We start from the raw sequence: 26,317 nt of genomic DNA, 5'->3' as shown, positions 1-26,317 counted from the left end.
CTGCCTGATCGTCGCGGCGACCATCGACCACGTGATCGCCTGGCACTGGTGCAAACACGAAACCACCCGCGACTACCAACTGCTGCTTGAACGCATCGAAGCCCCACTCATCGCCGTCATCGACGGCGGCCAAGGCGCATACAGCGCAATCAAAAAGTGCTGGCCGACTACGAAAATTCAACGCTGCCTCGTCCACGCCCAACGCGTGGTCCGCCGCTACACCACCACCAACCCACGCACCGATGCCGGGCGCACCATCTACCGACTTGCGCTGAAACTGACCCGGATCACCACACTGGATGAAGCCGCCGCGTGGGGTGTGCAACTGCACGAGTTTTCAACGATCTACCGGGAATGGATGAACGAGAAAACCATGATCAAAGACCCCAAAACAGGTGCATGGACCCGCGTGTGGACCCACCACAACGTGCGCAAGGCCTACAACAGCCTCAACCATCTTTGGCGGTCCGAGATGCTGTTTGTCTACCTCAACCCGCCAGCAGGAGTCCTTGCGCCCGAGCGGATCAAATCCACCACCAACAGCTTAGAAGGCGGCATCAACGCCCAGCTCAAACTGCTCGCCAGAACCCACCGCGGCAGATCAGGCGAACGACAACGCCGCATGCTGGATTGGTGGCTCTACTTAAAAACGGAACTGCCTGACGATCCAGTACGAATCGCCAGGCAGTCCGACTGGGGCCAGGGCCAACTCGCCAAAGTATCCACCCTGACCCAAACCGAGAACCAAGCCGACCACGAAACAGGACGCCCAGCCCTCTACGACAACGCTATCGACACCGACTACACCCACTCAATCGGCATTCAAAAAGGCCAAATCTAACCCCCGCGACACGCCGAGCCAGACACACATTTTGACCCTTAACCCACATGTATCGCCCCACCCTTCCAAAAGAAAAAGCTCTCCCACCAGGACTCGAACCTAGAATGACGGTACCAAAAACCGTAGTGTTGCCAATTACACCATGGGAGAAGTGCACATATTAATGTGCAGCGAACACTTTACAGCACACCCAACCGGGCGCATAAACCGCAGGGTGAAGTGGAGGATAGACTGTTGGCCATGAGTCAGACAGCCACGCCCAAAGCCAACGCCAACCGCACTTCAAATCCGGCGCCCAGTCTGGCGGGGCTGCTAAAAGCGGCTGCGCAGGACGGGAAACTGCGCGGGATGATGACGCACCTGGGGGAGGGAACCCTGCACATGCAGGCCCCCGAGGGTGCGTGGCCTTTCGCGGTCGGCACGCTGGCGCAGCGCACCCCGCTGCTGGTGGTGACGGCTACAGGGCGCCAGGCCCAGGACCTCACCACGGTGTTGCGCTACATGTTGGGCGACAGGGTGGAGCTCTTCCCGTCGTGGGAGACCCTGCCGCACGAGAAGCTGTCGCCGGCCGCGGAGACGGTCTCCACCCGCATGCGCGTGCTGCGCCGCCTGCACGAGGGCGATGAGAACCTGCAGGTGGTGGTGGCTCCGACCCGCGCGGCGGTGCAGCCCGTGCAGTCGAACCTGGGCGAGGTTACGCCTGTGCGACTGAAGGTGGGGGAGGAGATCGACTTCGACTCCTTGACCCACCGTTTGCAAGAGCTCGGGTACACGCACGTGGACGTGGTGGGTAAGCGCGGCCACTTCGCCATCCGCGGCGGCATCGTGGACATTTTCCCCGCGACCGAGGAAATGCCCGTCCGCGTGGACTTCTGGGGCGACGAGATCACGGAAGTGCGCGCCTTTAGTGTTGGCGACCAGCGAACCATCCCCGGGGTGGAGCCGGACCAGGTGATGGTTTATGCCTGCCGGGAACTGATCGTCACGGACGAGGTGGCGTCAAAAGCAAAGAACCTTGCCCAAGAGCATGCCGGCAACGCGGAATTGGCCGAGATCCTCGACAAGATCAGCCAGAAAATCCAGGTGCAGGGGATGGAATCGCTGATCCCGGCCCTGCACACGGCGGAGCTGGTGGCGCTGCCGGAGCTCATGCCGGAAGGTACGCACACGCTGGTGATGGCGCCCGCAGCCGTCGAACGCCGTGCTCACGACCTGCGCGAAACCGGCCAGCAGTTCCTCGAGGCCGGCTGGGATGTTGCGGCGATGGGCGGCTCGGCGCCGATGGAGGGCGTGGCTTACCTATCGATCGACGCGGTGCAGAAGGTACAGCAGAAGCTGGGGCGGCCCTGGTGGACGTTGTCTACGCTCGGGATGGCCGATTTTGACGCCGACACTTCCGATGTTCTGGAACTCAACTACGACTCGGCGCCCCGACCGCACGGCGAGATGGAGGCCATCGGTGCGCTGATGAGCGACATCCGCAAGCGCGTCGAATCCGGCGGAAGGGTGGCCTTCGCGGCCCCAACCCCGGCCGTGGCGGCCCGCATGCTGCGGCGCTTCCAAGAAGCCGGCATCGCGGCCGAGGCAATCGGCGTGGATCTCAGCGGCAGCCGTGGCCTGGGGCGGATCAGGAAGTCCAAGCACACCACCGCCGACGAGCCCGCGCCACACCAGGTGAGCATCTACCACGCCGTGGCTTACGAGGGGCTGGTGTTCCCCTTTGCCGGGGATGACAAGCGCCCTAGCCTGCTGTTCTTCACGGAAACGGATTTGACCGGCAACCGCGTGGACGCGAAGGCCACGGGCAAGCGCAAGCCTGCGAAGAAGCGCAACCGCGTGGATCCGCTGGCGCTGGAGCCGGGTGATCTGGTGGTGCACGATTCCCACGGCATCGGAAAGTTCGTGAAGATGACGGAACGCACCGTGGGCAAGGGGCCGGATGCCTCCCGCCGCGAGTACCTAGTGCTGGAGTACGCGCCCAGCAAGCGGGGCGGGCCGGGCGATCAGCTATACGTGCCGATGGATCAGCTGGATATGCTGTCGCGCTACGTCGGTGGGGAGAAGCCCGCGCTGTCGAAGATGGGCGGCGCGGATTGGAAGAACACCAAGCGCAAGGCCCGCGGTGCCGTGCGTGAGATCGCGGGCGAGTTGGTGCAGCTCTACGCCAGCCGCCAGGCCGCGCCGGGCTATGCCTTCGCCGCGGATACGCCCTGGCAGCGGGAGATGGAAGATGCCTTCCCGTTCACCGAGACCGAGGATCAGTACAACGCCATCGAGGCTGTGAAGGCCGACATGGAAAAGCCGGTGCCGATGGATCGCGTGATTGTCGGTGACGTGGGCTATGGCAAAACCGAGGTGGCGGTGCGCGCCGCATTCAAGGCCGTGCAGTCGGGCAAGCAGGTGGCCGTGCTGGTGCCTACCACCCTGCTGGCGCAGCAGCACTTCAACACGTTCAGCGAGCGCATGCAGGACTTTCCCACCACCATCAAGGAGCTGTCCCGCTTTACCACCCCGGCGGAGTCCAAGAAGGTTATCAATGGCATGGCCGACGGCACGGTGGACATCGTGATCGGTACCCACCGCCTGCTGCAGACGGGCGTGCACTGGAAGAACCTGGGGCTGATCATCGTGGACGAGGAGCAGCGCTTCGGCGTGGAGCACAAGGAGCACATCAAGTCGCTGCGCACCCACGTGGACGTGCTGACGATGTCCGCAACCCCGATTCCCCGCACGCTGGAGATGTCGATGGCGGGCATCCGCGAGATGTCGACGATCCTCACCCCGCCGGAGGATCGCCACCCGGTGCTGACGTATGTGGGTGCGCAGGAGGATAAGCACGTGGCCGCGGCCATCCGCCGCGAGCTGTTGCGCGACGGGCAGGTGTTCTACGTCCACAACAAGGTTCGCAGCATCGAGCAGACCGCTGCGGACATTCGCCGCCTGGTACCGGAGGCCCGGGTAGTGGTCGCACACGGCCAGATGAGCGAGGAACAGCTGGAGACCACGGTGAAGGGCTTCTGGGATCGCGAGTTCGACGTGCTGGTGTGTACCACCATCGTGGAGACTGGCCTGGACATCGCCAACGCCAACACCTTGATCGTGGAAAATGCCCACCACATGGGCCTTTCCCAGCTGCACCAGCTGCGCGGGCGCGTGGGGCGTTCCCGTGAGCGCGGCTACGCCTACTTCCTCTACCCGAAGGGGGAGGTGCTGACCGAGACCTCCTACGACCGCCTGACGACCATCGCCCAGAACAACGACCTGGGCGCGGGCATGGCGGTGGCCATGAAGGACCTGGAGATGCGCGGTGCGGGCAACGTCTTGGGCGCCGAGCAGTCCGGACACATCGCGGGTGTGGGCTTCGACCTTTATGTCCGCCTGGTCGGCGAAGCAGTGGAGGCGTTCCGCGCGATGGCTGACGGCAAGCCCGTCGACGGCAGGGAGGAGGAAAAGAAGGAGATCCGCATCGACCTGCCGGTGGATGCGCACATCCCGGCCGAATACATCGCTTCGGAGCGCCTGCGCCTGGAGGCCTACCGCAAGTTCGCCGAGGTGCAGGACGAGGAGCAGATCGAGAAGGTGCTCGAGGAGCTGCGCGACCGCTATGGCGAGCCGCCGGAGCAGATCCAGATGCTCGCGGTGCTCTCGCGCCTGCGCCTGCTGTGCCGAGATCTGCAGGTCACGGAGGTGGTGGCCACGGGCTCGAAGATCAGCTTCAGCCCCATCGAGCTGCAGGATTCCACCCAGGTGCGCCTGAAGCGCCTGTTCCCGGCGGCGAACTACCGTGCGACTACCAAGATCGTGCTGATCCCGGCTCCGAAGCGCGGGCAGGGCATGCGCGCAGTTCCGCTGCGCGATACGGAGCTGGTGCAGTGGTGCGCCGATGCGTTGACGCAGCTGGCAGGCATCCCGATTCGCAACATGGCGGGCGGTGCCGGCAAGGGGGCTGGCAAAGGCTCAAGTAAGGGGGCAGGCAAGGATAAGGGCACGTCCTAAACACCGACGCGCTAGAATAACCGCCATGTCAGTCGTATTACTAGATCCCCGTTTCCCCGCGATGATTCCCGTGGAGGCCGTCGATCTGCTCCGTGGAGATGTGTGCTACACGGAGGAGGTGCCCATCCGCGTCCGCTGGGTTATCGCGGATCTGGGCGGCCACACGGTCGATGAGTCCGACATTATCGTCACGACGGATCTGGAAAACGAAGCTGTCGTTACCCGCATCGAGGCTGGTGAGGAGCTCATCACCGCGCCGAGCCTCAAGGTGCACATGGAGCCCGCCCGCGAGCTGGAGGCCGGTAGCTCTTCTGTTAGTGACGCCACCGACGGGGAAAACGCAGCCGAGATCACCCACTCGGGCGATGGCGTGGTGGACGGCGAGATCGTCGGGACCGACGAGCACACTGCGGCCGTGGCCGGCCTGCGCCGCACGACGCGCACCGAAGTTCCGGCTTCCGTGATGGATGAAATCGAGGACGCGGTGGCGCTAATGGCGCGTGCTCTGCGCCAGGGGGAGTGGGAACAGTCCATGACCCACACCAGCCTGGTGAAGTTCCTGCGGGAGGAAACAGAGGAGCTGGCCCGCACCATCGAACTGATGGAGAGCTGGAAGCCCGAGGGCGAGGGTGAGGCTGCTGCGCGTCCAGAGTGGATAGAGCAGGATCTGTGCTCCGAACTGTCGGACGTGTTTCTGCAGGTGCTCTTCCACGCGGAGATCGCCAACCGCCGTGGCGCCTTCGACATTGGCCACGTGGCCGGGGCGTTTTCGGCGAAGCTGCGCGCCCGCGCCCCCTACCTGTTTGAGGAGATCGAGCGCCAGGTTCCGCGCCAGGAGCAGGACCGCCTATGGGAGGAGGGCAAGAAGGAAGAGGAAGCCCAGCGAATCCGTAGTTTCGGCGAGGATTACCTGCGCTACAGCGAGGCCAAGAAGGAAGCTGAGCGGAAGGCGGCCGAGAAGCAGGCTGAGCCTGCTCAGTCTGCACAGCCCCGCCAGGAGCCGCACGCGGAACAGTTCCCGGCCGTCCAAGCGCCCGCTGAAACGGCAGGTCCGGCAGTCCCCGCCGGCTCTGTTGGCACAGCTGTCGGCTCGACTGGCACCAGCGCCCTGACCGCAGCGGAGGCCGTCATCGCTGAGGCGCGGGAGCGGGGAATCCCGGATAAGGACATCCCGACCGACATCCGCTACCCGATGGTTGGCCTGGAGCTAGATAGCCCCGGTGAGGCAGAGCGCCGCCTACACGATGCTGTTGCGGCGTTCCGCGAGAAGCTGCGGTCCCAACAGCACAAGCCTCAGCATCCCAACCCCCAGCAGCCAGGGAGCCAGCAGCAGAGCAACTAGCGCCGCGTTAGAAAACTGCGTACCAGGCCTTCACGTGGGGCGAAGAGGTACGTCAGCCCGAAGATGGCCGACTGTACCAGCACGATGGTGCCGCCAGTGGATACGTCTACGTTGAAGCTCAGCAGGATGCCCGTGATGCAGCTGACCCACGCCACCAACGGGGCAATAAGCAGCATGTGGCGGAAGCGGCGCGTCCACAGGTAAGCGGTTGCGCCGGGGGTAATCAGCATTGCTACCACCAAGATCACGCCAACGGCCTGGGCGCTGGCCACCACCACGCACGCCAGGCACGCCAACAGTGCCCACCGTATGGCCTTCGTATTGAAGCCCATGGTTCTGGAGTGTTCGGCGTCAAAAGCCCACAGAGTAAACGTGCGTGCATTCGCCAGCAGCACCACAAACGCGATGCCTCCAATGGCCAGGATCTGCCACAGCGCGGACTGCGTGATGCCCAGCAGGTTGCCGAACAGGATCTCCTGTAAGTGCGTGCCGCTAGGCGTCACAGAAAGAAGCACTAGTCCGAGGGCGAAGAAGGTGGTGAAGACAATGCCGATGGAGGTGTCCTCCCGCAGCGTAGTTCTTTCCTTGACCGAGCCCACCAAGCCCACGGCAATGAGGGCGGCGATCATCGCGCCGACGGCGAAGGGCGCGCCAAAGATGTAGGCCAGAACCACGCCAGGCAGTACAGCGTGCGAGACCGCATCGCCGAGTAGCGACCAGCCCACCAGGATCAGCCAGCAGCTCAGCAGCCCCGCGACCACGGCCATCACGCTGGCGGCGAGCACCGCCCGCTGTACGAAGCTGTAGCTCAAGGGGAGCAGGATCGGGTCGAAAATGCTTGCGAGCGTGCTCATTACAGCGCCGCCTTTCCTTTAGTTCCCGTGGATCCATCGGCCCCTGCGATTGCGGTCGAAGCGTCGAGGCTAAACGTGCGGGTGAGGTTCTCCGCCGTCAGCACTTCGTCCAATGCGCCCTCGGCGACGATCCGGCGATTGAGCATCGCTACGTTGTCGCACAGCTCCGGCAGCCGATCCAGGTCGTGAGTGGAGATCAGCAGCGCCGTCCCGGCCTCAGCCAGCTCGTGTAGCAGAGCGGTGATCTGCGACTGTGACTGCGTATCCACGCCAGCGAAAGGCTCGTCTAGCAGCATGATCTTCGCTTCTTGTGCAATGCCACGCGCTACGAACACGCGCTTGCGCTGTCCGCCGGATAGGGCTCCGACGGGGCGATCCTGCAGGTTCGTCAGTCCGGTCTGCTGTAGCGCTTTATCGACGATGCGGTCGTTGTTCTTCTTTTCTTGACGCCACCTTCTCAGCCCCCACAACCACGAGCTCTCGGGCAGGAACCCTGCCTTCGAGCGTGCCCGGCGCCGCCCGCTGGCGACGATCTCGCGCACACTGATGGGGAAGTGCCAGTCCACCTGGTCGTGCTGGGGTACGTAGGCCACCGCGCCGCGCAACCCCATGGCCGAGTTCTCGCCGGTGTTGACCACAATGCGCCCAGAGGTTGGGCGCTCCAACCCCATGATGGCCTTGAATAGCGTGGACTTGCCCGCACCGTTCATGCCGATGAGCGCGGTGATCTGGCCGAAATTCAGGCTGAGGCTCACGCCGGTCAGGGCATTGACGGCGCCGTAGCTCACGTGCAAATCATCGACGATCAAAGCGGGGGAGGTGGAAGAGCGTGGCGAGTTCATTAGTTACTTCGCATCCTTGCCGGTCAGTCCGTTGACGATGGTGTGGGCGTCATAAGAAAGAAGGTCGAGGTAGGTCGGCACGGGGCCGTCGGCCTCAGATAGCGAGTCGACATACAGCGTGCCGCCGTCGCGGGCACCCGTATCTCGCATCAGCTGCTCCTTGGGGCCGGGCTCGACGGTGGATTCGCAGAAGACGGCGGGAACGTCGTTGTCACGGACAAAGTCGGACGCCTGGGTGATCTGCTGAGAGGTGATCTCGCCCTCGGTGTTGACGGGCCAGATGTAGCCCTCCTTCATGTTCATGTCTTCGGTGAGGTAGCTGAAGGCACCCTCACAGCTCATCAGTGTCCGCTGGTGGCGGGGCAGGGATTTCAGGCCGTCCTGGAGCTCGGTCTGCACGTCGTCGAGCTTGTCTTTGTACTTCTTGCCGTTGTCCTCGTAGGTCTTTGCGTTTTCCGGACGCAGGTCGCTCAAGGCCTGGACGATGTTGTCCACATAGGTTTTGGCGAGGGTGGGGCTCATCCAGGCGTGTGGGTTGGGCTGATCGGTGCCCTTGATGTTGATGGGCTTCACGCCGTCGCTGGCAGTGGTGCGCTGGGCGGAGCTGTCTGCGGTCAGCTTGTCCAGCCAGTGTTCCAGTCCCAGTCCGTTGTTGATGATGAGCTCCGCATCGGACGCGGCGGCGATGTCGCTGGGGGTGGGGTCGTAGCCGTGAACCTCCGCGCCGGGCTGGGTTAGTGAGCGCACGGTGAGGGTATCGCCGGCGATGTTGGAGGTGATGTCTTCCAAGATGGTGAAAGTCGTTAGAACCTCGGCTTTTTCATCGGGTGTGTTCTCGCTATTGCAGGCGGTGGTGCCTGCAACTGCGAGGATTGTGGTGCACAGAGTTGCCGCTAGCTTCTTACTGGGCTTCATTTTCAAGGTAATAAACTTTCCGATAGTGAGGGGCGTAATGTTCAATGGGTTGAACAATATAGTGCAGCTTAGTCCACACCCTTGAGTTCTTAAAACCCCGATTACCCCCGTACACTGGTCGACATGCATGTCACAGACCTTCCCGAGAGGTCCCAGGATTACCTGAAGAAGATCTTCGATCTGCAGGAGTGGTCCGGAGGTGGGGTTTCCCTTTCCGTCTTGGCCAGCCACATGGACCAGCGACCTTCTACTGCCTCGGAGGCGATCAAGCGCCTCGCCACCCAAGGGCTCGTCGACCACGCCCCTTATGGGGACATCGAGCTCAGTGAAGCGGGTCGCAGAATCGCCCTTACCATGGTTCGCCGCCACCGCCTGATCGAGACTTTTCTGTGCAACCACTTGGGCTACGGCCTGGATGAGGTGCACGACGAGGCCGAGGTTTTAGAGCATGCGGTTTCCGAAACCTTCGTCGATCGCATCGCCAGCCTGCTAAATAACCCCACACGAGACCCGCACGGTGACCCTATTCCCGACGAAGGCGGCCACATTCCTGCAAGCTCGGCTTTCCTTCTTTCGGACGCCCACACGGGCGAACAGCTCATCGTGGATCGCATTAGCGACAGGGATGCCGCCCTGGTGCGTTATCTCACCGAGCACGGCGTGCTCCCCGGAGTTCACATCACCGTCGGCGAGCGTGTGTTCGCAGATATGGCGGAGTTGCACATCGCCGAGTCGGAAACACGGGTTCAACTTCCAGCGAGTAGCCTAAGCGCAGTGTTGGTAAGCGCTGCTGATAAGAACTCGCAGAGTGAGCGCGCTGAGAAGCCCAAGAAGGCATAAGAAGGCTTAACAAGTAGGAAGGACATCCATGGCGTCGAACCACTATCGCCGCCCGCAGAGGATCGAACCAAACGATTCTGTGTGGGATGACGACGCAGCCGGCAGTCGCCCGAACCGGGGGCTTCTGGGGGGCTGCGGTTTCTTCGTAGTGGTCGTCGCGCTGCTGGGTATCATCGCCCTGGTTGGTTACCTGGTGGCAGGGTTCGTCACCAGTGACCGCGACTCCGAATCCGACCGCCTGCCGGTGCCTACCGATATCCCACCGAAGGCCGCGAGTCCCGCGCCGGACTTCGACCCGAATGACAGCGACCGCGCATACCAGCAGGCTCTGGACTGGGCTAAGCCAAAGTCCGAGGAGCTAAACATCCCTCTGCAGGCCCTCATGGCCTACGGCAAGGCCGAAGGCTTCGCCCGGAGCGAGACCCCCGCCTGCAACCTGACCTGGAATACGCTGGCCGGGCTCGGTTACGTAGAGACCCGCCACGGGACTTATGACGGCCAGCGCTTCGGGGCGTCCAAACTCAACGACGACGGCATCGCCGAACCTGACATCATCGGCCCGCAGCTCAACGGCCGCGAGTTCGCCAAGGTGGAGGATACCGACGAGGGGCGCCTGGACGGTGACCGCGAGTACGACCGTGCGCTGGGGCCGATGCAGTTTATCCCCGAATCCTGGAAGATCTACGGGGTGGACGCAGATGGCGACGGCAAGAAGAATCCGCAGAGCGTCTACGACGCTGCCGCCACCGCGACCAAACTACTGTGCAGAGAAGGGCGCGACCTTAGCACCGAAAGTGGTTGGAAGAGCGCGATCAAGGGGTACAACCTTTCCAACGAGTACGTCGTGCAGGTACGCGACGCAGCGGCGAACTACGCGATTGGCCAGTCGCCGCAGTAGGCCATTCCCCCTTTAGGGAGGGGTGGTTTTAGCCAGGATTTGCCCGCGTGACGGCGAAAAAATTCTGGCGGTGCCACAATGGAAGTAGACCGCTGTGCTCGGTGCCACCCGTGGGCTGCCCAGCGCTGCGGTGGAGACCTTTGTTAGCTGTTAACCCAAGAACAGATAATCAACAGTTTGGCACCTCAATGCCACATGCCAAGGAGGCAGACACATGGCCCTGATCCTCAACATTGACGCCCGTGAAATCATCGATTCCCGCGGTAACCCGACCGTCGAGGTAGACGTACTTCTGGACGACGGCTCTTTCGGCCGCGCGGCCGTTCCCTCCGGCGCTTCCACCGGTGTGCACGAGGCACACGAGCTGCGTGATGGTGGCGAGCGCTACCAGGGCAAGGGTGTGCTCAAAGCCGTCAAGAACGTTATCGAGGACATTGACGAAGAACTGATGGGCGTGGAAGCAGACGATCAGCGCCTGATCGACCAGCTGATGCGCGACCTGGACGGCACCGAGAACAAGTCCAAGCTGGGCGCCAACGCCATCCTGGGTGTTTCCATGGCTGTTGCCCGTGCCGCTGCAGAGTCCGCCGACCTGCCGCTGTTCCGCTACGTCGGTGGCCCGAACGCCCACGTGCTGCCGGTACCGATGATGAACATCCTCAACGGTGGCGCACACGCCGACTCCGGCGTGGACGTCCAGGAGTTCATGATCGCCCCGATCGGCGCAGAGACCTTCTCCGAGGCACTGCGCGTTGGCGCCGAGGTCTACCACACCCTGAAGAAGGTCATTAAGGACAAGGGCCTATCCACCGGCCTGGGCGACGAGGGCGGCTTCGCCCCGTCTGTGGACTCCACCAAGGCAGCCCTGGATCTGATCGTCGAGGCCATCGAAAAGGCCGGCTTCAAGGTCGGCGAGGACGTCGCACTGGCGCTGGACGTTGCCTCCTCCGAGTTCTTCAAGGACGGCAAGTACCACTTCGAGGGCGGCGAGCACACCGCCGAGGAGATGGCGAAGGTCTACGAGGATCTGATCGAGGAGTACCCGATCGTCTCCATCGAGGACCCGCTGCAGGAGGACGACTGGGAGGGCTACACCGCCCTGACCGCCAAGATCGGCGACAAGGTTCAGCTGGTCGGCGACGACTTCTTCGTCACCAACCCGCAGCGCCTGGCCAAGGGCATCGAGGAGAAGGCAGCCAACGCACTGCTGGTGAAGGTGAACCAGATCGGTACCCTCACCGAGACCTTCGACGCTGTCGAGCTGGCACACCGCAACGGCTACCGCAGCATGATGTCCCACCGCTCCGGTGAGACCGAGGACACCACCATCGCCGACCTGGCCGTCGCCCTGAACTGTGGCCAGATCAAGACCGGCGCTCCGGCTCGTTCCGAGCGCGTTGCCAAGTACAACCAGTTGCTGCGCATCGAGGAGATCCTGGGCGACGCAGCTGTCTACGCAGGCCGCTCCGCCTTCCCGCGCTTTACCAAGTAAGCGCTAGGCGCTCCCCAAGGAGCACAAGGCAAACCAGTAGCCCACCGCCATCCAGCCGATGGCCGTGGGCTACTCGCATTTCAGTCTCGCTTCGCTAGACTCTGTAGACCATGAGCAAATCGACCAAGGGCGAACCGGACAAGGAGCCGGAGGATCAGCCGCGCGCAGATGTGGCGTCCGAAAAAGAGGGGCCAGAAAACAGCCGCCCCGAGTCCGCCCACCTGCCCCGGGCACGGTCGATCGAGAGGCGCGAGAGGCGCCGAGCCCGCGCGCAAACCGCGCCGAAACGCATGGCGCGCTCCTTTGTGGAAGTGCCCAAGAACATGAGCCCCACCACGTGGCTCGTGGCGCTGGTACTGGTGATCTTTCTGGCGGTTTCCATAGCCAACCCGCTGCGCAACTACTTCGAGCAACGCGCCGAGCTGGCGCAGCTGAACCAGAAGATTGAGGTACAGGAGAAGGAAAAAGCGGAGCTCACGAGCGAGCTCAACCGCTACCGCGACGAGGATTTCATCAAGGAACAGGCACGCACGCGCCTGGGGCTGATTGAGCCGGGGGAGTCGGCATATCGCATCATTTCCCCGAAGATCCCCGCTGACGAGCTAGGCACCGAAACGGACGAAGAGTCCCAGGGTGAGGGCGAAGGCAACCGCGACTGGTACGCCCAGTTGTGGGACTCGATTTCCACGCCGGAGGAAGAGCTGCAGGAAGATGATCCGGCGACCGAAGACCACAATCTGCCGACGGTGCCGGAGGAGAATACGGAGCAGGAACAGCCCGCAGCACCCGCGCCCGAGGGGCAGCCCGCAGCGCCAGAACAGGCGCCAGCACCAGCACCGGCTAATTAGAGCACCAAACTAGAGCGACAACTCCAACAGAGGAACTGAGGGATCCCATGACCAACCAACGCCAGCCCGGCCCGCCAACCGAAGACGACCTGGAGATAATGCGCCAGCAGCTCGGTCGCCCGCTTCGCGGTGTGGTCGAGGTCAGCTACTACACTCCGGATGGGGTTCCCGCCGTGGTGAAAACCCAGCCGAAGCTGCCGGATGGCACTCCGTTCCCCACGCTGTACTACCTGACGGATCCGCGCCTGACCGCCGAAGCTTCCCGCCTGGAGGTTGCAGGCGTGATGAAGACGATGCAGGCGCGGCTGCCCGAAGACGAAGAGCTGGCCGCCGACTACCAGGCCGCGCACGAGCACTACCTGGCCGAGCGCAACAAGATGGAGGATCTGGGCACGGATTTCTCCGGCGGCGGCATGCCCGACCGCGTGAAGTGCCTGCACGTGCTGATTGCCTATGCGCTGGCGGAGGGGCCACAGCGGGTGCGCCTGGGCACCGAGGCCGTCGCGTTGGCCATCGAGAACAATCCGAAGCTAAAGGGCACGGCGCTGCCAGCGGGCTGGCCGACGTCGGCCTCGCTGGGTACGTCCATGGATGCCGCGAGCATCGCGGAGTAGTCGCAAGGCTGCCGCAGAGTGACCGCAGCGTAACCCCAGGGCTGTCGCGGGGTAGCCTGGGTACCATGAGCACCGCCCAGAACCAGCCCCAGAACGAGTCCCAGACTCCCCGCTTCGCCGCCATCGACTGCGGCACGAACTCCATCCGCCTACTGATCAGCGAGCGCACCCCGGACGGGCAGATTAACGAGCTCAACAGGGATAACATCATCGTGCGCCTGGGTCAGGGCGTGGATGCCACGGGTCGCTTCGCCGACGAGGCCCTGCAGCGCGTGGACAAGGCTCTGCAGATCTACGCCGACCGCATGGTCGAGTACAGCGTGGTTGACGTAATGATGGGGGCGACCTCCGCCACCCGCGATGCGGCGAACCGCGAGGAGTTCTTCGACATCACCCGCCGGCACCTGGGTCGCGTGCTCGAAGGGGCGGTGGCGCAGGTGATCTCCGGCGAGCAGGAGGCGGAGCTGAGCTTCCGCGGAGCCATCACGGATCTGCCGGATGCACAGGACCGCACCGTGTGCGTCATCGACCTGGGTGGCGGCTCCACTGAGTTCGTCGTGCACGGCCCGGGGCGCGAGACGCAGGCTTTCTCGGCAGACATGGGCTGCGTGCGCCTGACAGAGCGATTCCTACACGACCAGCCACCGGCGGAGCAGCAGGTCGCCGAGGCTCGCGCCTTTGTTGGGGAGCTGATGGAGCAGGTGCGTTCTAACGTGGATCTGCGCGACGTGGATCAGGTCGTGGGTGTGGCGGGCACGATGACTACCCTCGCCGCCATTACCCTGGGGCTTTCCGAGTACGACTCGCGGGCTATCCACATGGCCACCCTGTCGCTGGAGGACTTCCGCGCCACGGCGCGTAATCTTTTGGGATTGACGCCACCCCAGCGCTGCGAGTACGGGCCTATGCACCCGGGCCGCGCGGATGTGATCGGTGGCGGTTCTATCGTGGTGGATGCCTTCACGAGCCAGTTCCTTGATTGGGGGCTTAGTGAGATCACGGTCAGCGAGAAGGATATATTGGACGGGATGCTGGCTGAGGTCATGGCACGCCCCCTATAGCCCAATTGGCAGAGGCAGCGGACTTAAAATCCGTTCAGTGTCGGTTCGAGTCCGACTGGGGGGACTTTTTGTTTTTCTTTTAGAACTTCTTCTCGAAAGTGAGCCAGCTCACGATCATACTGTTGTAGCGTTATTCCCGAGAAAGTATTTCGCTGGCAAAATCACATGCCGGCGTTTCAATTCACTTTTGAGGGAGCCATCGACATGATTCTGGATAACTACCGCGCACCTTGGGAAACCGAGGAAACTGACGCCCTACGCCTGCACGCCCGCGAGTTCATCGCCAGGGAGGTGACTCCCAACGAGCTGAAGTGGGAAGAAAACCACCAGGTCGAGCGCGAGTTCTGGAACAAAGCTGGCGATGCTGGCCTGCTGTGCGCCTCCATCCCCGAGGAGTACGGCGGAGGTGGCGGCACCTTTGCCCACGAGGCCGTGATCCAGCAGGAGCTCGCCCTGGCTGGCAACTCCGCCTGGCACAACGGTGTGCACTCCGTGATCGTCGCCCACTACATCTACCAACTCGGCACGGAGGAGCAGCGTAAGCGCTGGCTGCCGGGAATGGCTAGCGGTGAGCTGGTCGGCGCTATCGCCATGACCGAGCCCGGCACCGGTTCCGACCTGCAGGCCATCAAGACCCGCGCGGAGCTGGATGGCGACGAGTGGGTAATCAACGGCTCGAAGACCTTCATCACTAACGGCACGCACTGCGACGTTGTGGTGATCGTCGCCCGCACCAACGACCAGCCGGGCGGCAGGGGACTGTCCCTGATCGTCGCCGAAACCAAGGATCTCGAGGGCTTCGAGCGTGGCCGCGTGCTGGACAAGATCGGCCAGCGTGGTCAGGATACCCGCGAGCTCTTCTTCACCGACATGCGCGTGCCCGCCGACAACTTGCTGGGCGGCAAGGAAGGTATGGGCTTCGTGCAGTTGATGCAGCAGCTGCCGCAAGAGCGCTTGATCCTAGCTATCGCCGGTTCATCCGCGTGCGAGGGTGCTGTGCGCGAAACCATCCGCTACGTCAATGAGCGCGAGGCGTTTGGACGTCCGATCCTAGGGTTCCAGAACACCCAGTTCGTTCTAGCCGAGTGCGCGAGCGAGACGCTGGCGGCGAAGACGCTGACCGACCACTGCACGGCGCTACACATTGAGGGCAAGCTGACGCCCGCACAGGCCTCGGCAGCGAAGTACCTGGCCTCCGACCTGCAGAGCTCCGTGGCGGACCGCTGCCTGCAGCTGTTCGGCGGCTACGGCTTCATGCGCGAGTACCCGATCTCCCGCATGTACACGGATGCTCGCGTGCAGCGCATCTACGGCGGCACGAACGAGATTATGAAGCTGCTGATCGCCCGCGAGTTTAAGCAGGACTAGAGACTGCGCCAGGGGTCAGAGGAAGGTTGGCGGCTCGGCCAGTTCAAAGTCCGTGCCGCCGTTCCAGGTCAGGTAGACCTGCGTGCGCTGGGAGGGGGAGGACATGGGGTCTGAATCGCCGTACCCAAGGTAATCGACGAACAGCTTTCCATCCTCGATCTTTACCTCGTCGGCCGTCTGGCCACGCAGACCCATCGTCGGCAGATCTTCATCGAGGTCATCCACCTGGGTGTAGCCCATCGGGGTGAGGTTCTTATCGTACACCACGAAGTGGTTGACGAAGCTGTTTCCTCCCCGGTTGCTGTACATTTGCACAACAATCTCGTCCTCCCCGTCACCGTTAAGGTCGCCTTGAGCGTAGATCGGGGAGATTTTGTCACGATCGCCGCTTGGATCGTTGCTGCCGAGTCTGATGTTGAAGCCATAGCCGGGTTCGCCGTATACGCCATCGTTCAAAGTGACTGCTGGAAAATTCGTTTCATCGGAGCGTTCGGCATCTTCCAGCACGCTGAAGTCGGGCACCGTCATGGAGGCCATCCGTGGGACCAGGTCGGCGGCGTCGAACTGCTCCCCGGACTCGTCAGCCCCATCGGAGTCGCCCCCGTCGTCGGAGTCATCCGCATCAGATCCTGCACCAGTCTCTGCGTCAGGCGCCGCCCCTGAGGCTGCGGAGGGCTTGCCTGGATCAACTTCGTTGTTGGAGGGCTCGGTGAGCTTCTTATATCCGAACAGGCCACCTGCCAGCAGCAGGACGCAGACGATGAAGGTGACGATTGCCGGAAGAAGTGCCGAACTCTTCTTAGGAGGCTGAACTTGCGCCATGGCCTGAGCTGCCGCAGGTGGGGGAGCCATGCCCGGGCCGAATACGGGCGCGGGGCCGGAGCTGGGACCGGCACCTAGGGCCGCAATGGGATTGAAAGCCGGCTGCTGGGGTGGCGATACCGGCTCGAAGGGCTCCGTGGAGGGGTGCGTGCTGGAGTTGGTCTCCGCATCGGCTTCCGCAGCCGAGGTCTCGTCCGAGCGCACCACGGTCTTCCACTCGTTCCGCGAACTCCACTCATTCCGTGAGTCGCGCGAGCTGCGAGTGTCATTCGGTGCCCCTGAGCTCTGCGAGTTCCACTGGTTCCGTTGGGTTCGCTGGTCTCGCTGGTTCCGGCTGCCGTTTTCCGGTGATTCCACGCCTGGGCTCCTACACGTTGAACCGCCTATGGGCGCTAACCTCACGAGCGCTGCATAAGCCTTGCATTAAAGAAGAACGTACAGAAGCTTAGTGTGTTTCCGCACGTTCTTGGGATTTTACGTTCTGGGGAGCTTGGCTCTATAGCCCGGAGTTCACCACCAACTCGTCGGAGGGCTGGCCACCCTTCGACTTCGGGTAGGCCTTGGCAAGGGCAGCGGGGAAGCGCTCGGCGCGCTGACTGTTGCCCTCCGGACCGTAGTGGGCGAAATCGCCCTCGGCAAACCACTCGGGCTTCGCCTCGGCGGCCCAGTCGTAGACCCGCAGGTTCGGGTAATCCTTCTGCGCGTCACGCAGAGCCTGGTTGAACTCCTCCATGTTGGAGTTTGCGTAGTAGCCCTCGTTAGTGTTGGTGGTGACCGTCGGCCACATGACCTTCTGGTCGCCCAGAATGTCCATCATGATCTTGATGCGTTCCGGGGCAGCCAGGTTTGCGCCCGCCGCGTAGTTCGCCGCATCGTTCACACCGGTGGCGATCACCCAGCAGGTATCCGGGCCAGCGGCGGTGGGCAGCAGCTCCTGTACGGAGTCGATGGCCGGCGGGTAGCTCTGCGAGCCGTCCTCGGACTGCCAGCCCTCTGTGGTGTTGCGCGCGCCGAAGACACTGTCGATGACTTCCTCGGCGCCGTACTTCAGATACGTCTCGAAGGCCGTGTTCTCGGGATCGTTCACCATGTCGTTGGCGAACATGCCGATGGACGTGGAATCGCCGACGTGCACCACGCGCTTGCAGCTCATCAGCTTGGAATCCGGTTCCTGGTCGACGTCAGCGGCAGACCCCTCAGTAGTGGGATCTTGCGACCCAGCAGCCTTCCCAGCGCCACCCGGACGTTGCGACGGATCCAGCTCCATCGCAGGCTCGCCGCCCTTACCCGCGCCAGCTTCCTGCCGGGATGCCGTGGGATTGATGCTAATGGGCGTCGCACCAATAGCGACCACCGCGGCCAGCACCACAGCGGCACCGGAAGTGAAGTAGGTGGGGAAGGGCTGGCGGAATATGCCGGCAGCAGCCCCCGAGTTGTCGTGGTTGTCGCCAACCTCGCGGTCTGCCTTGCGACTACGCAGCCATGCCTTGATCGGCGGGATCACGCCATGCTTGCGGATCGGATCCTCGATAAGCGTCCAGCTGATAGCGGCCAGGGCAACGCTCACGCCGATGGTGATAACACTGGCCAGCAGCTTGTTGTTTTCCAGCCACGACTGCGGCATGAAGGCAATCGCCGGCATGTGCCATAGGTAGATGCCATAAGAACGCTCGCCGAGCCAGCGGATGGGGCCAAAGCCCAACACTCGGCTCCACAGGCTCTGCGGGTGCAGGACGGAGAAGATCGCCAGCACAGAGGCCACGGAAAGCAAGATCAGCCCACCGTGGTACAGGAACATTGACTCCTGCTCCACCAGCACGACGAGCGCCACGATACCTGCCAAGCCGATGAGGCCAAACAGGTTCGCGGTAATTTTCGCAGGCTCGACGGACTTACCCGCTTGGCGACGGGAAGAAAGCCAAATCGCCAGGCACGCACCCAACAACAGGGCGCCGGCGCGGGTATCGGTGCCTTCGTATGCGCGGGTGTTGTCCATCCCCGGAGCCGCTAGCGCCCACATCCAGGCAAAAGAGGCACCCGTCAGTAGCAAGGAGCCAATAAGCGCGCCAATCCGCGAGCGGGTAACGACCAGCAGCGCAAGCAGCACTAGGGGCCAGAGCAGATAGAACTGCTCTTCGACGGACAGCGACCACATGTGGCTCAGCGGGCTCGGGCCGCCGAAGTTATCCCAGTAGGACTTCTCCTGGAAGATGGTGTGCCAGTTGTTCACATAGAACAGGGCGGACAGCGCCTCCCAGAAACGATCGGTGAGCTCGTCACGAGCGAGCGCCGCCGTCAGGATCAGGGTGGCGATCAGTGTGACAATCACCGCCGGCATAAGGCGCCGGAACCTGCGCAGCCAGAAGGTGCGGAGCGTCAGGTTGCCCTTCTTGTCCCACGAACGCATGAGGTTGGCGGTGATGAGGTAACCCGACAGCGTGAAGAACACACCCACGCCCATGAGGCCCCCGACGAAGCCGGGAACGTGCAGGTGGTAGAGCACAACCACGGCAACTGCGATCGTCCGCAGCCCATCGAGTCCGGATACGTATCGCTGATTCTTGTTTATTGGGCGAGGCATGTGAAGCGAGTGAACCTTTTCCAAGTGTGAGGTGCTTATGAGGTTTTATGCGCGCCGCCGGCGCGTCAGTTCAGACTATGCAGTCTAGCCCTTTGGGGAACCTTTGGGAAACGATTTTTTTAGAACGCCACTACGGGGGCAGGGCTGGAGGTCTAGTTCGAGCGCAGGGTAGGTGCGCTGCACACCTATCATGGGAAATATGCGCACTCTCTACACAGCCCAGGACATCCGCACGGCCGAGGCTGCCTTGTTCCCCCGCGAGCAGCGGGAGGATGAGCTGATGCAGTCCGCCGCGCATGCAGTGGCGGTCGTGGCAGAAAAAATCCTGGCCCAAGCAGAGGAGCCAGCGGGCGCTGCAGAGGGGTCCGTGTTGCTGCTGGTCGGCCCGGGAGGAAACGGCGGCGATGCGTTGTACGCCGGCGCAGTTCTTGCGATGCAGGGGAGGAAGGTTGAGGCCTACCCACTCGAAGGCGCTGACCGCGTGCACGAGCGCGCCGCGCGGGCGTTCACGGCGGCGGGCGGAAGCTTCGTCGGGCTGGGACTAGCAGACAGCTATCGCGTGATCGTCGACGGGATGTTCGGCCTCGGCGGGCGTGGTGAGATCCCGGTGGAGGTCGATGAGTTCCTGCGAGAAGCCCAGGGGGTGCGCGCTGGAAGGAAGCGCCGGCCGCTTGTGTTGGCCATCGACATCCCCAGCGGTGTGGCCGCCGATACCGGGAAGGCACCGGGCAGGCACGTTAGTGCCGACGTGACCGTCACCTTCGGTGGGTTGCGCCGGGCGCACGGCCTCAGCGCCGAGTGCGGAACGGTGCTGTGCGAGGACATCGGCTTGGACGATGGCTCTATGCTTTCCGCCGAGTTGGCCAGGCTCGAAAACGCGGAGAGTGCCGAGAGTGCCCAAAGCAATGTCGCGTTGTGGCACACGCCTGTTGAGCGTCTCGCACCGGAAGACATGGCTGCGCAGCTGCTCGGCAGCCCGGAACCGTTGCCCGGAGAGCTGCCCGGCGAGCCGGGGGCAGTGGACGACAAATACTCCGGCGGGGTAGTAGGCATCTGCGCGGGCAGCAAGGACTACTTGGGAGCAGGCGTGCTGGCCACGCTCGCGGCGGTGAACACCACTAGCTCGATGGTGCGTTACATCGGCGAGCACCCTGAATACGTTCTGGCAACCACCCCGGAAGTCGTCGTGCACCCTGTGGTCCGCGGGGCGGGGCAGGTGCAGGCGCGCATGGTCGGCTCTGGTCGCGGCACAGACCGTGACGCCCGCGATGAACTGCTCTCCGTTCTAGACATGGTGCAGCCCTTGGTTCTGGACGCCGACGCGATCACCGTCCTGGCGAAGAACCCTGACGTTCTAGAGATTCTGCGTGCGCGCAACGCTCCCACGCTGCTCACCCCGCACGATGGGGAGTTCGATCGGTTGGCCAAGGCGGCCGGGCTGCCAGCAGAATCGCCGGACCGAATCACCTCCACCGAACGACTGGCCCGCGAGCTGAATTGCACGGTTTTGCTGAAGGGGCGCTTCACCATCATCGCCAACCCACAGCGCACCGTGGTTGTCGATACTGCATCGTCTTGGGCCGCCACTCCCGGATCCGGCGACGTACTCGCGGGAATTCTGGGCGCGCTGGTGGCGCGCGATGCCGGCAAACGGGCGCGGGATAGCGGTTACACAGAAGCCGGGCAGTACGAGTTGGAGGCGCACGAGGCAGATTACGTGGTTGACACAGCCGCGATCGGTGTGGCGATGCACGCTGCGGCGTCATATATAGCCTCCCTTACCCCGTACGGCCCGGCGCCGACCTCGGCGTTGAAGATCGCACAGCATATCCCGCATGCAACGGCATGGCTGGGCACTGTGGCGCCCGACCATAAATAACGCGAGAACGCGCAAGGGTGCGCAAGGGTGCGCAAGGGTACAGAGCAAGAGAACAAGAGAGTAGAGGAAGGAAAGCAACAATGGAACGCAAGATCGCACTGATTACCGGCGGCACGCGAGGCATCGGCCTGGCGATTGCCCGCGAACTGCAGGACGACTACCACCTGATCATCGGTGGCAGTTCGGAGAAGGCCCACGACGTTGCCTCCCAGTTCCCGAGCGCGCAAGGTTTCGTGGCGGATCTCGCCGATACGGAAGGCATCGGTGCAGCCGTGGCAGAACTGGGGCTGGACAGCCTGGACGTGCTGGTGCACTCCGCGGGCGTGGTGGCACACGATCCGGTTACCGAAACCACCCCTGAACAGTGGAAACACGCCTTCGACATCAACCTGTTTGCCGTTGCGGAGCTCACCCGGCAGCTCCTCGGCGCGCTGCAGGCGGCGCACGGAACCGTGGTGACGATCAACTCTGGCGCGGGCTACCGCTCCAGCGTGGGCTTTGGCCCGTACGCCACCACGAAGTTCGCCCTGCGCGCCTACACCGATGCGCTGCGGGAGGAGCAGCGCGACAAGATCCGCGTGAGCTCCATTCACCCAGGCAAGGTCGATTCCGACATGCAGCGTCAGATCCAGGCCCACCGCGGTGTGGCCGAAGCGGATTACGACGAAACTCAGTACCTGCGCCCGGGGTCGGTGGCGAAGGCTGTGCGCCTGGCCATTGACGCGACGGACGATGCCATGGTCGAGTCGCTGACGATCCGCCCGGCTAACGGGCGCTAGTTTCTTCCTTGCAGGCAACTCATGACAGAACCAGTCTCAGCTTCAGCCCCTGACTTAAACCGCATTCTGGACTGCGCCATTGTCGGTGGCGGCCAGTCCGCTTTGGCCACAGCCTTCTACCTGCGCCGGGAGGACAGACGGGGGCGCAAGGCACCTGACTTTGCGGTGTTCGACGATCAGCCGGAACCGGGCGGGGCCTGGCGGCACATGTGGCCGTCGATGACATTATTCTCCGACACCAACTTCTCTAACCTCCCGGGCATGCCGATGCCCAGCTACAACGGCCCTAAAGGCTATCCACCGCCCGGCCATGTGGTCGACTACCTGCGCGAATACGAACGCCGCTACGATCTGCCCGTCGTCCGTCCCGTGCATGTCGAACGGGTGGAGTACGACGAGCCGACCGGGCTTTTTCAACTGCATGCCCGCACGGGTAGAGGCGATGGCCACTCGTCTAGCGCCTCCCACACCAGCCGCGCCCACATCTGGCGCGCCCGCACCGTCGTGGCCGCCACGGGCACCTGGTCCGCGCCTTTCGTGCCCTACTATCCCGGCGAGTTTGCCGGCCGGCAGTGGCACACCGCCACCTATCCGGGGCCGGAGCTATTCGCTGGTTCCTCCGTGGCTGTCGTCGGAGCGGCCAACTCGGGAGCGCAGATCGCCGCAGACCTGGCCGATGTCGCCGATGTCACCTGGTTCGTCCGGCACCCGCCCCGCTGGATGCCTGACGACGTCGACGGCGCGGAGCTTTTCCGCCGCAACCGTGAACGCTACCTCGCTATTTCCGCAGGTAAGAAAGACCCTGGCGCTGATTCCAGCCTCGGGGACATCGTCATGCTCCCTGTCGTCCGCCGCGCTCGCGATACCGGCCGCCTGCGCCCCACGCAGATGTTCTCCACCCTTGATGACGTTTCCGCCGACCACCTCATCTGGTGCACCGGGTTCCGCCCCGCCCTCGGTCCTTTTCGCGGGTTGCTCTCTTTTCGTGGTGACGCCCCCTCGCCCCAGCACCCCGGCTTTTTCCTCGTGGGCTATGGCGATTGGGTGGGGCCCGGCTCCGCCACCATCACTGGCGTGGGAGTGCATGCAAAAAGGGTGGCCGCCGAGGTAGTGGCGGCCACCCGAGGGTGACAGCCGCGCGAGCTTCGCGCGGCGGGAGTCGCTGCTACGGCAGCATGCGGAAGGTCTTGCCAGCCTTCAGCAGCGTGAGCATAACCTTGGAGAAGCTCTTCCGGCTAAGCGACTCCGGCCCGCGGAAGTACATGAAGCGCTGCGAGGTGACGTTCTGCGTTGCCGTGTACTTCTGCAACCCCTCCGCGCCGTGGCGGTGGGAGACACCGGATTCCTTCATGCCACCCATGGGGTTATCAATGGCCGCCCAGCTGGAGGTGTAGCCATCGTTCAGAGCCACCGAACCGGACTCGATCTTCGGGCCGATCTTCCAGGCAGTGTCGTCGGCGGCAAACACAGAGGCGTTCAGGCCGTAGTCCGTATCGTTGGCCAGCTCGATCGCGTCGTACAGATCCTCCACCGGCTCGATGTAAACTACCGGGCCGAAGACCTCCTCGGTGCGCAGCAGCGCATCCTCTGGAACGTCCACCATGACCGTCGGCTCGTAGAAGTAAGGGCCCAGATCCGGGCGCTTCTTACCACCACACAGGATGTTCGCGCCCTTCTCGCGGGCGTCCTCCACATACTTTTCCACGGTCTCCAGCTGGCTAGCGGAAGCCAGCGAACCCATCTGCGTCTCCCACTCGAAGCCGCTGCCCAGGCTCATGGACTGCACGCGCGAGGAAAACGCGCCCACGAAATCCTCGTAGGACGCACGCTCGACATAGATGCGCTCGATGGAAACACACAGCTGACCGGAGTTAGAGAAGCACGCATCGATAGCGCCGCGGGCGGCGTAATTGACGTCCGCGTCGTTGGCGATAATCAGCGGATTCTTGCCACCCAGCTCGGCGGAATAGCCGATTAAGCGACGGCCAACCTGCTCGCCCAAAACCTTGCCCGTTGCGGTGGAGCCAGTGAACATCAAGAAGTCGCACTGATCCGCAATGGCACTACCAACCACGCGGCCGGAACCGGTAACTAACTGCACCAGGTCGCGCGGCAGTCCGGCGTCAAAAAGAAACTTAAAGACCAAAAGCGAGGTGAAAGGCGTAGCAGAGTCGGGCTTAGCGACCACAGCGTTTCCGGCGAGCAGTGCGGGGATCGCGTCGCCAATGCCGAGGGACAGCGGGTAATTCCACGGGCTGATCTGGCCGACTGCTCCCAGCGGGTGACGGTACTCAACGGACTTCGCCATGACCGACATCGCCGAGGCGCGCCTGCGCGGCTTCATGAACTTCTCCACGTTGTTGGAGTAGTAACGCGAATTGTTGGCGACGTCCATGACCTCGTCAAAGGCGCTGGCACGGTTCTTGCCGGTCTCCAGCTGCACCATGTCGCAGAGCAGTTCGGCGTTCTTCAGGACCAGGTCGTGGAAGCGGCGGAAGATGCGTTTGCGTTCGGCGAAGGGGACATGCACCCAGGACTGCTGGGCACGGCGGGCGAAGCGGAAGGCTTCGGTGACATCGTCGGAGTCACCGCTGGCGACCCAGCCGATCGTCTCGCCGAGGAACGGAGCCTCGATCTCCAGGCGCTTGCCGTCGTATTCGTCGTTGAGGTTGTGAAGGCGGGCGTTGGTGGTGAGTTCGCGCAGCTCTACTTCCAGGTCGGCGGGCAGAGCGGCTACGGATAGGCGCTTGTAGTTGGTTCGTTTCATGTTTGGGAGACTACCTAAAAGGCCGGGGAAGTGTGTTCGATCTAGAACATTTCTAAGCAAATGAATAGGTCGCCGAAGGGGCGGGGGAGTGCGAATTTTTGCTTGTGGGAACCTTTATGCAGACTAAGCCGTTGGTAGGATGTACGCGAAAGCGCCGGTGGCTAATCGCTAGGCTCCGGCACCGAAAATGACCAGCACAACTTTGGAGTACTAAAGAATGAAAAGCTCGAACCCGTTTATGGGGTCGCTGGCCAAGAACCAGGGCCAGCACCCGTTCGCACAGCAGGGCAACCAGGGTGGCTACGGCCAGCAGGGCGGTTATGGTCAGCAGGGGATGAACCCCTACGCGACCTCCGCTCACGGTGGTGTGCAGACCGCCGCTATGGGTTACGGCATGCAGGACGCAGCCAACTACGGCCAGGCCGGCAGCGCCGACCGTCCGATGACCGTCGATGACGTTGTTACCAAGACCGGCATCACGTTGGCCGTGATCATTGCTCTGGCAGTGGTGAACTTCATCATTGGCCTGAGCAACCCCGGCATTGCGATGGGGCTGACCTTCGTCGGTATGATCGGTGGTCTGATCGCCGTTCTGGTTTCTGCCTTCGGCAAGAAGTACGACTCCGCGCCGGTCACGCTGACCTACGCAGCCTTCGAGGGCCTGTTTGTTGGTGGCTTTACGTTCCTGGTTTCTGGCGCTGCGGTTGGCGATACTGACGCCGGCATGCTCATTGCCCAGGCGGTTCTGGGAACCATTGGCGTGTTCATTGGCATGCTGTTTGTGTACAAGACCGGTGCTATCCGCGTGACTCCGAAGTTCACTCGCTTCCTGGTGGGCGCCATGATCGGCATCCTGGTTTTGGCGCTGGGCAACCTGGTGTTTGCGCTGGTTACGGGATCCGCAGGCATCCTGCGCGACGGTGGCCCGATCGCCATCATCTTCTCCCTGGTCTGCATCGGTATTGCTGCCATGAGCTTCCTGCTGGACTTCGATCAGGCGGATCGTCTGGTTCGCGCTGGTGCTCCGTCCAAGATGGCCTGGGGTGTGGCGCTGGGGCTGGCCGTTACCCTGGTCTGGCTGTACACCGAGATCCTGCGCCTGCTGTCCTACTTCAGGGACTAGCGCTTCAGAGGCTAGCGCTGAAGTTAGGGCTAGTCAGGGGCTAGCGCCTGAGGTGCTAGCGCTCGAGGCGCTAGGGCTATAAGGCCAGTGCTCGAGGTGCCAGTGCCTTGGAGCCCGGGCTTCTGAGCCTTAGGCGCCTGGTTTTAGACTTTGAGGCGCTATTAGTTGAGGGGCTTCCGGTTTTCCGGGAGCCCCTTTCTGCTGCCCATAGGGGGGCTGTCTCATGGGGGCGGGGGGAGTTGGCTGTTCGTGTGCGGGGGAGCGGCGACTTGGCTGCTCGTGTGCGGGGGATTTTGCTACTTGGGCGGAGGAATGTCGTTAGATCGGGAATGCGCGAGCGTGGTCAGCCAGCCTGATAAAAGCGAAACGCTCTGACCTGCACTTTCTCGAAGTTGCAAATGGTTTGCAAGAACGTATTCCCGTTCTAGCGACATCCACCCCGGTATAGGCCTGAT

Annotated in this window: 20 protein-coding genes and 2 tRNA genes; 15 read left to right on the top strand and 7 right to left on the bottom strand. The window is 63.0% G+C overall.

The window, feature by feature from the left end:
- Positions 1–841 (top strand): IS256-like element IS1249 family transposase (locus tag JQ46_RS04655; RefSeq protein WP_034985124.1); only part of this gene is annotated, 841 nt, incomplete at its 5' end.
- A gap of 78 nt (positions 842–919) precedes the next feature.
- On the opposite strand, the gene JQ46_RS04650 is transcribed toward JQ46_RS04655, so the two are convergent.
- A tRNA-Gln gene (locus JQ46_RS04650) sits at positions 920–991 on the bottom strand.
- A gap of 90 nt (positions 992–1,081) precedes the next feature.
- Between JQ46_RS04650 and mfd the strand changes: the two genes are divergently transcribed.
- Together mfd and JQ46_RS04640 are read left to right on the top strand one after the other, a co-directional pair.
- The gene (gene mfd / locus JQ46_RS04645; protein ID WP_034985830.1) at positions 1,082–4,837 is read left to right on the top strand and encodes a transcription-repair coupling factor; all 3,756 of its coding nucleotides are present in this window, start codon (positions 1,082–1,084) and stop codon (positions 4,835–4,837) included.
- A 25-nt stretch (positions 4,838–4,862) separates the two neighbouring features.
- Complete coding sequence (locus JQ46_RS04640; RefSeq protein ID WP_034985823.1) at positions 4,863–6,179, top strand: MazG nucleotide pyrophosphohydrolase domain-containing protein; 1,317 nt, start codon at positions 4,863–4,865, stop codon at positions 6,177–6,179.
- Here JQ46_RS04640 and JQ46_RS04635 read toward each other — a convergent pair.
- The 3 genes from JQ46_RS04635 to JQ46_RS04625 are packed head-to-tail and all read right to left on the bottom strand — an operon-like array spanning position 6,176 to position 8,790.
- Entirely contained in the window at positions 6,176–7,033 is an 858-nt protein-coding gene (locus tag JQ46_RS04635) for a metal ABC transporter permease (protein WP_034985822.1), read from the bottom strand. The genes JQ46_RS04640 and JQ46_RS04635 overlap by 4 nt on opposite strands.
- A complete protein-coding gene (locus JQ46_RS04630) occupies positions 7,033–7,875 on the bottom strand; it encodes a metal ABC transporter ATP-binding protein (RefSeq protein ID WP_051876242.1) in 843 nt (280 codons plus the stop codon). The genes JQ46_RS04635 and JQ46_RS04630 overlap by 1 nt, the downstream gene beginning before the upstream one ends.
- 3 nt (positions 7,876–7,878) lie before the next feature.
- Complete coding sequence (locus JQ46_RS04625) at positions 7,879–8,790, bottom strand: metal ABC transporter solute-binding protein, Zn/Mn family (RefSeq protein WP_034985821.1); 912 nt, start codon at positions 8,788–8,790, stop codon at positions 7,879–7,881.
- Between the two features lie 123 nt (positions 8,791–8,913).
- On the opposite strand from JQ46_RS04625, the gene JQ46_RS04620 reads away from it, so the two are divergent.
- From JQ46_RS04620 to JQ46_RS04580, 8 genes are all read left to right on the top strand, one after another.
- Positions 8,914–9,630: a metal-dependent transcriptional regulator gene (locus JQ46_RS04620; protein ID WP_034985820.1), complete on the top strand. Its 717-nt coding sequence runs from the start codon at positions 8,914–8,916 to the stop codon at positions 9,628–9,630.
- A 28-nt stretch (positions 9,631–9,658) separates the two neighbouring features.
- Positions 9,659–10,528, top strand: a complete 870-nt coding sequence (locus JQ46_RS04615) for a lytic transglycosylase domain-containing protein (RefSeq protein ID WP_034985817.1) — start codon at positions 9,659–9,661, stop codon at positions 10,526–10,528.
- A gap of 214 nt (positions 10,529–10,742) precedes the next feature.
- Entirely contained in the window at positions 10,743–12,020 is a 1,278-nt protein-coding gene (gene eno, locus JQ46_RS04610) for a phosphopyruvate hydratase (protein WP_034985815.1), read from the top strand.
- Positions 12,021–12,130: 110 nt separating this feature from the next.
- Positions 12,131–12,868, top strand: coding sequence for an FtsB family cell division protein (locus JQ46_RS04605; RefSeq protein WP_034985812.1), 738 nt, complete (start codon positions 12,131–12,133; stop codon positions 12,866–12,868).
- A gap of 47 nt (positions 12,869–12,915) precedes the next feature.
- A complete protein-coding gene (locus JQ46_RS04600; protein ID WP_034985809.1) occupies positions 12,916–13,482 on the top strand; it encodes a DUF501 domain-containing protein in 567 nt (188 codons plus the stop codon).
- A 65-nt stretch (positions 13,483–13,547) separates the two neighbouring features.
- The gene (locus JQ46_RS10970; protein WP_080719497.1) at positions 13,548–14,543 is read left to right on the top strand and encodes a Ppx/GppA phosphatase family protein; all 996 of its coding nucleotides are present in this window, start codon (positions 13,548–13,550) and stop codon (positions 14,541–14,543) included.
- Positions 14,534–14,607, top strand: a tRNA-Leu gene (locus JQ46_RS04585). Before JQ46_RS10970 ends, JQ46_RS04585 begins: the two co-directional genes overlap by 10 nt.
- Before the next feature lie 140 nt (positions 14,608–14,747).
- Entirely contained in the window at positions 14,748–15,911 is a 1,164-nt protein-coding gene (locus JQ46_RS04580; protein WP_034985897.1) for an acyl-CoA dehydrogenase family protein, read from the top strand.
- 15 nt (positions 15,912–15,926) lie between these two features.
- Here JQ46_RS04580 and JQ46_RS04575 read toward each other — a convergent pair whose 3' ends face one another.
- Both JQ46_RS04575 and JQ46_RS04570 read right to left on the bottom strand, forming a co-directional pair.
- Positions 15,927–17,090, bottom strand: a complete 1,164-nt coding sequence (locus JQ46_RS04575) for a hypothetical protein (RefSeq protein ID WP_155271087.1) — start codon at positions 17,088–17,090, stop codon at positions 15,927–15,929.
- Positions 17,091–17,229: 139 nt separating this feature from the next.
- Positions 17,230–19,314, bottom strand: coding sequence for an acyltransferase family protein (locus JQ46_RS04570; RefSeq protein WP_034985802.1), 2,085 nt, complete (start codon positions 19,312–19,314; stop codon positions 17,230–17,232).
- A 199-nt stretch (positions 19,315–19,513) separates the two neighbouring features.
- On the opposite strand from JQ46_RS04570, the gene JQ46_RS04565 reads away from it, so the two are divergent.
- The 3 genes from JQ46_RS04565 to JQ46_RS04555 all read left to right on the top strand — a co-directional run bounded on the left by JQ46_RS04565 (position 19,514) and on the right by JQ46_RS04555 (position 23,103).
- The gene (locus JQ46_RS04565) at positions 19,514–21,193 is read left to right on the top strand and encodes a bifunctional ADP-dependent NAD(P)H-hydrate dehydratase/NAD(P)H-hydrate epimerase (protein ID WP_237744725.1); all 1,680 of its coding nucleotides are present in this window, start codon (positions 19,514–19,516) and stop codon (positions 21,191–21,193) included.
- 80 nt (positions 21,194–21,273) lie between these two features.
- Positions 21,274–21,972 carry an SDR family oxidoreductase gene (locus JQ46_RS04560; RefSeq protein ID WP_034985798.1) on the top strand — a complete coding sequence of 233 codons (699 nt, stop codon included), beginning with the start codon at positions 21,274–21,276 and terminating at the stop codon, positions 21,970–21,972.
- Between the two features lie 21 nt (positions 21,973–21,993).
- A complete protein-coding gene (locus JQ46_RS04555; RefSeq protein WP_034985797.1) occupies positions 21,994–23,103 on the top strand; it encodes an NAD(P)-binding domain-containing protein in 1,110 nt (369 codons plus the stop codon).
- A 34-nt stretch (positions 23,104–23,137) separates the two neighbouring features.
- On the opposite strand, the gene JQ46_RS04550 is transcribed toward JQ46_RS04555, so the two are convergent.
- A complete protein-coding gene (locus JQ46_RS04550) occupies positions 23,138–24,739 on the bottom strand; it encodes a succinic semialdehyde dehydrogenase (protein WP_034985796.1) in 1,602 nt (533 codons plus the stop codon).
- A gap of 217 nt (positions 24,740–24,956) precedes the next feature.
- On the opposite strand from JQ46_RS04550, the gene JQ46_RS04545 reads away from it, so the two are divergent.
- Positions 24,957–25,862: a Bax inhibitor-1/YccA family protein gene (locus tag JQ46_RS04545; protein ID WP_034985794.1), complete on the top strand. Its 906-nt coding sequence runs from the start codon at positions 24,957–24,959 to the stop codon at positions 25,860–25,862.
- The last annotated feature ends 455 nt before the right edge of the window (positions 25,863–26,317 follow it).

This window comes from Corynebacterium jeikeium, assembly GCF_000738175.1.
GTDB lineage: Bacteria > Actinomycetota > Actinomycetes > Mycobacteriales > Mycobacteriaceae > Corynebacterium > Corynebacterium jeikeium_C.
The sequence above is the reverse complement of the archived record's forward strand: the minus strand, read 5'-3'. Positions and strand labels throughout refer to the sequence as shown.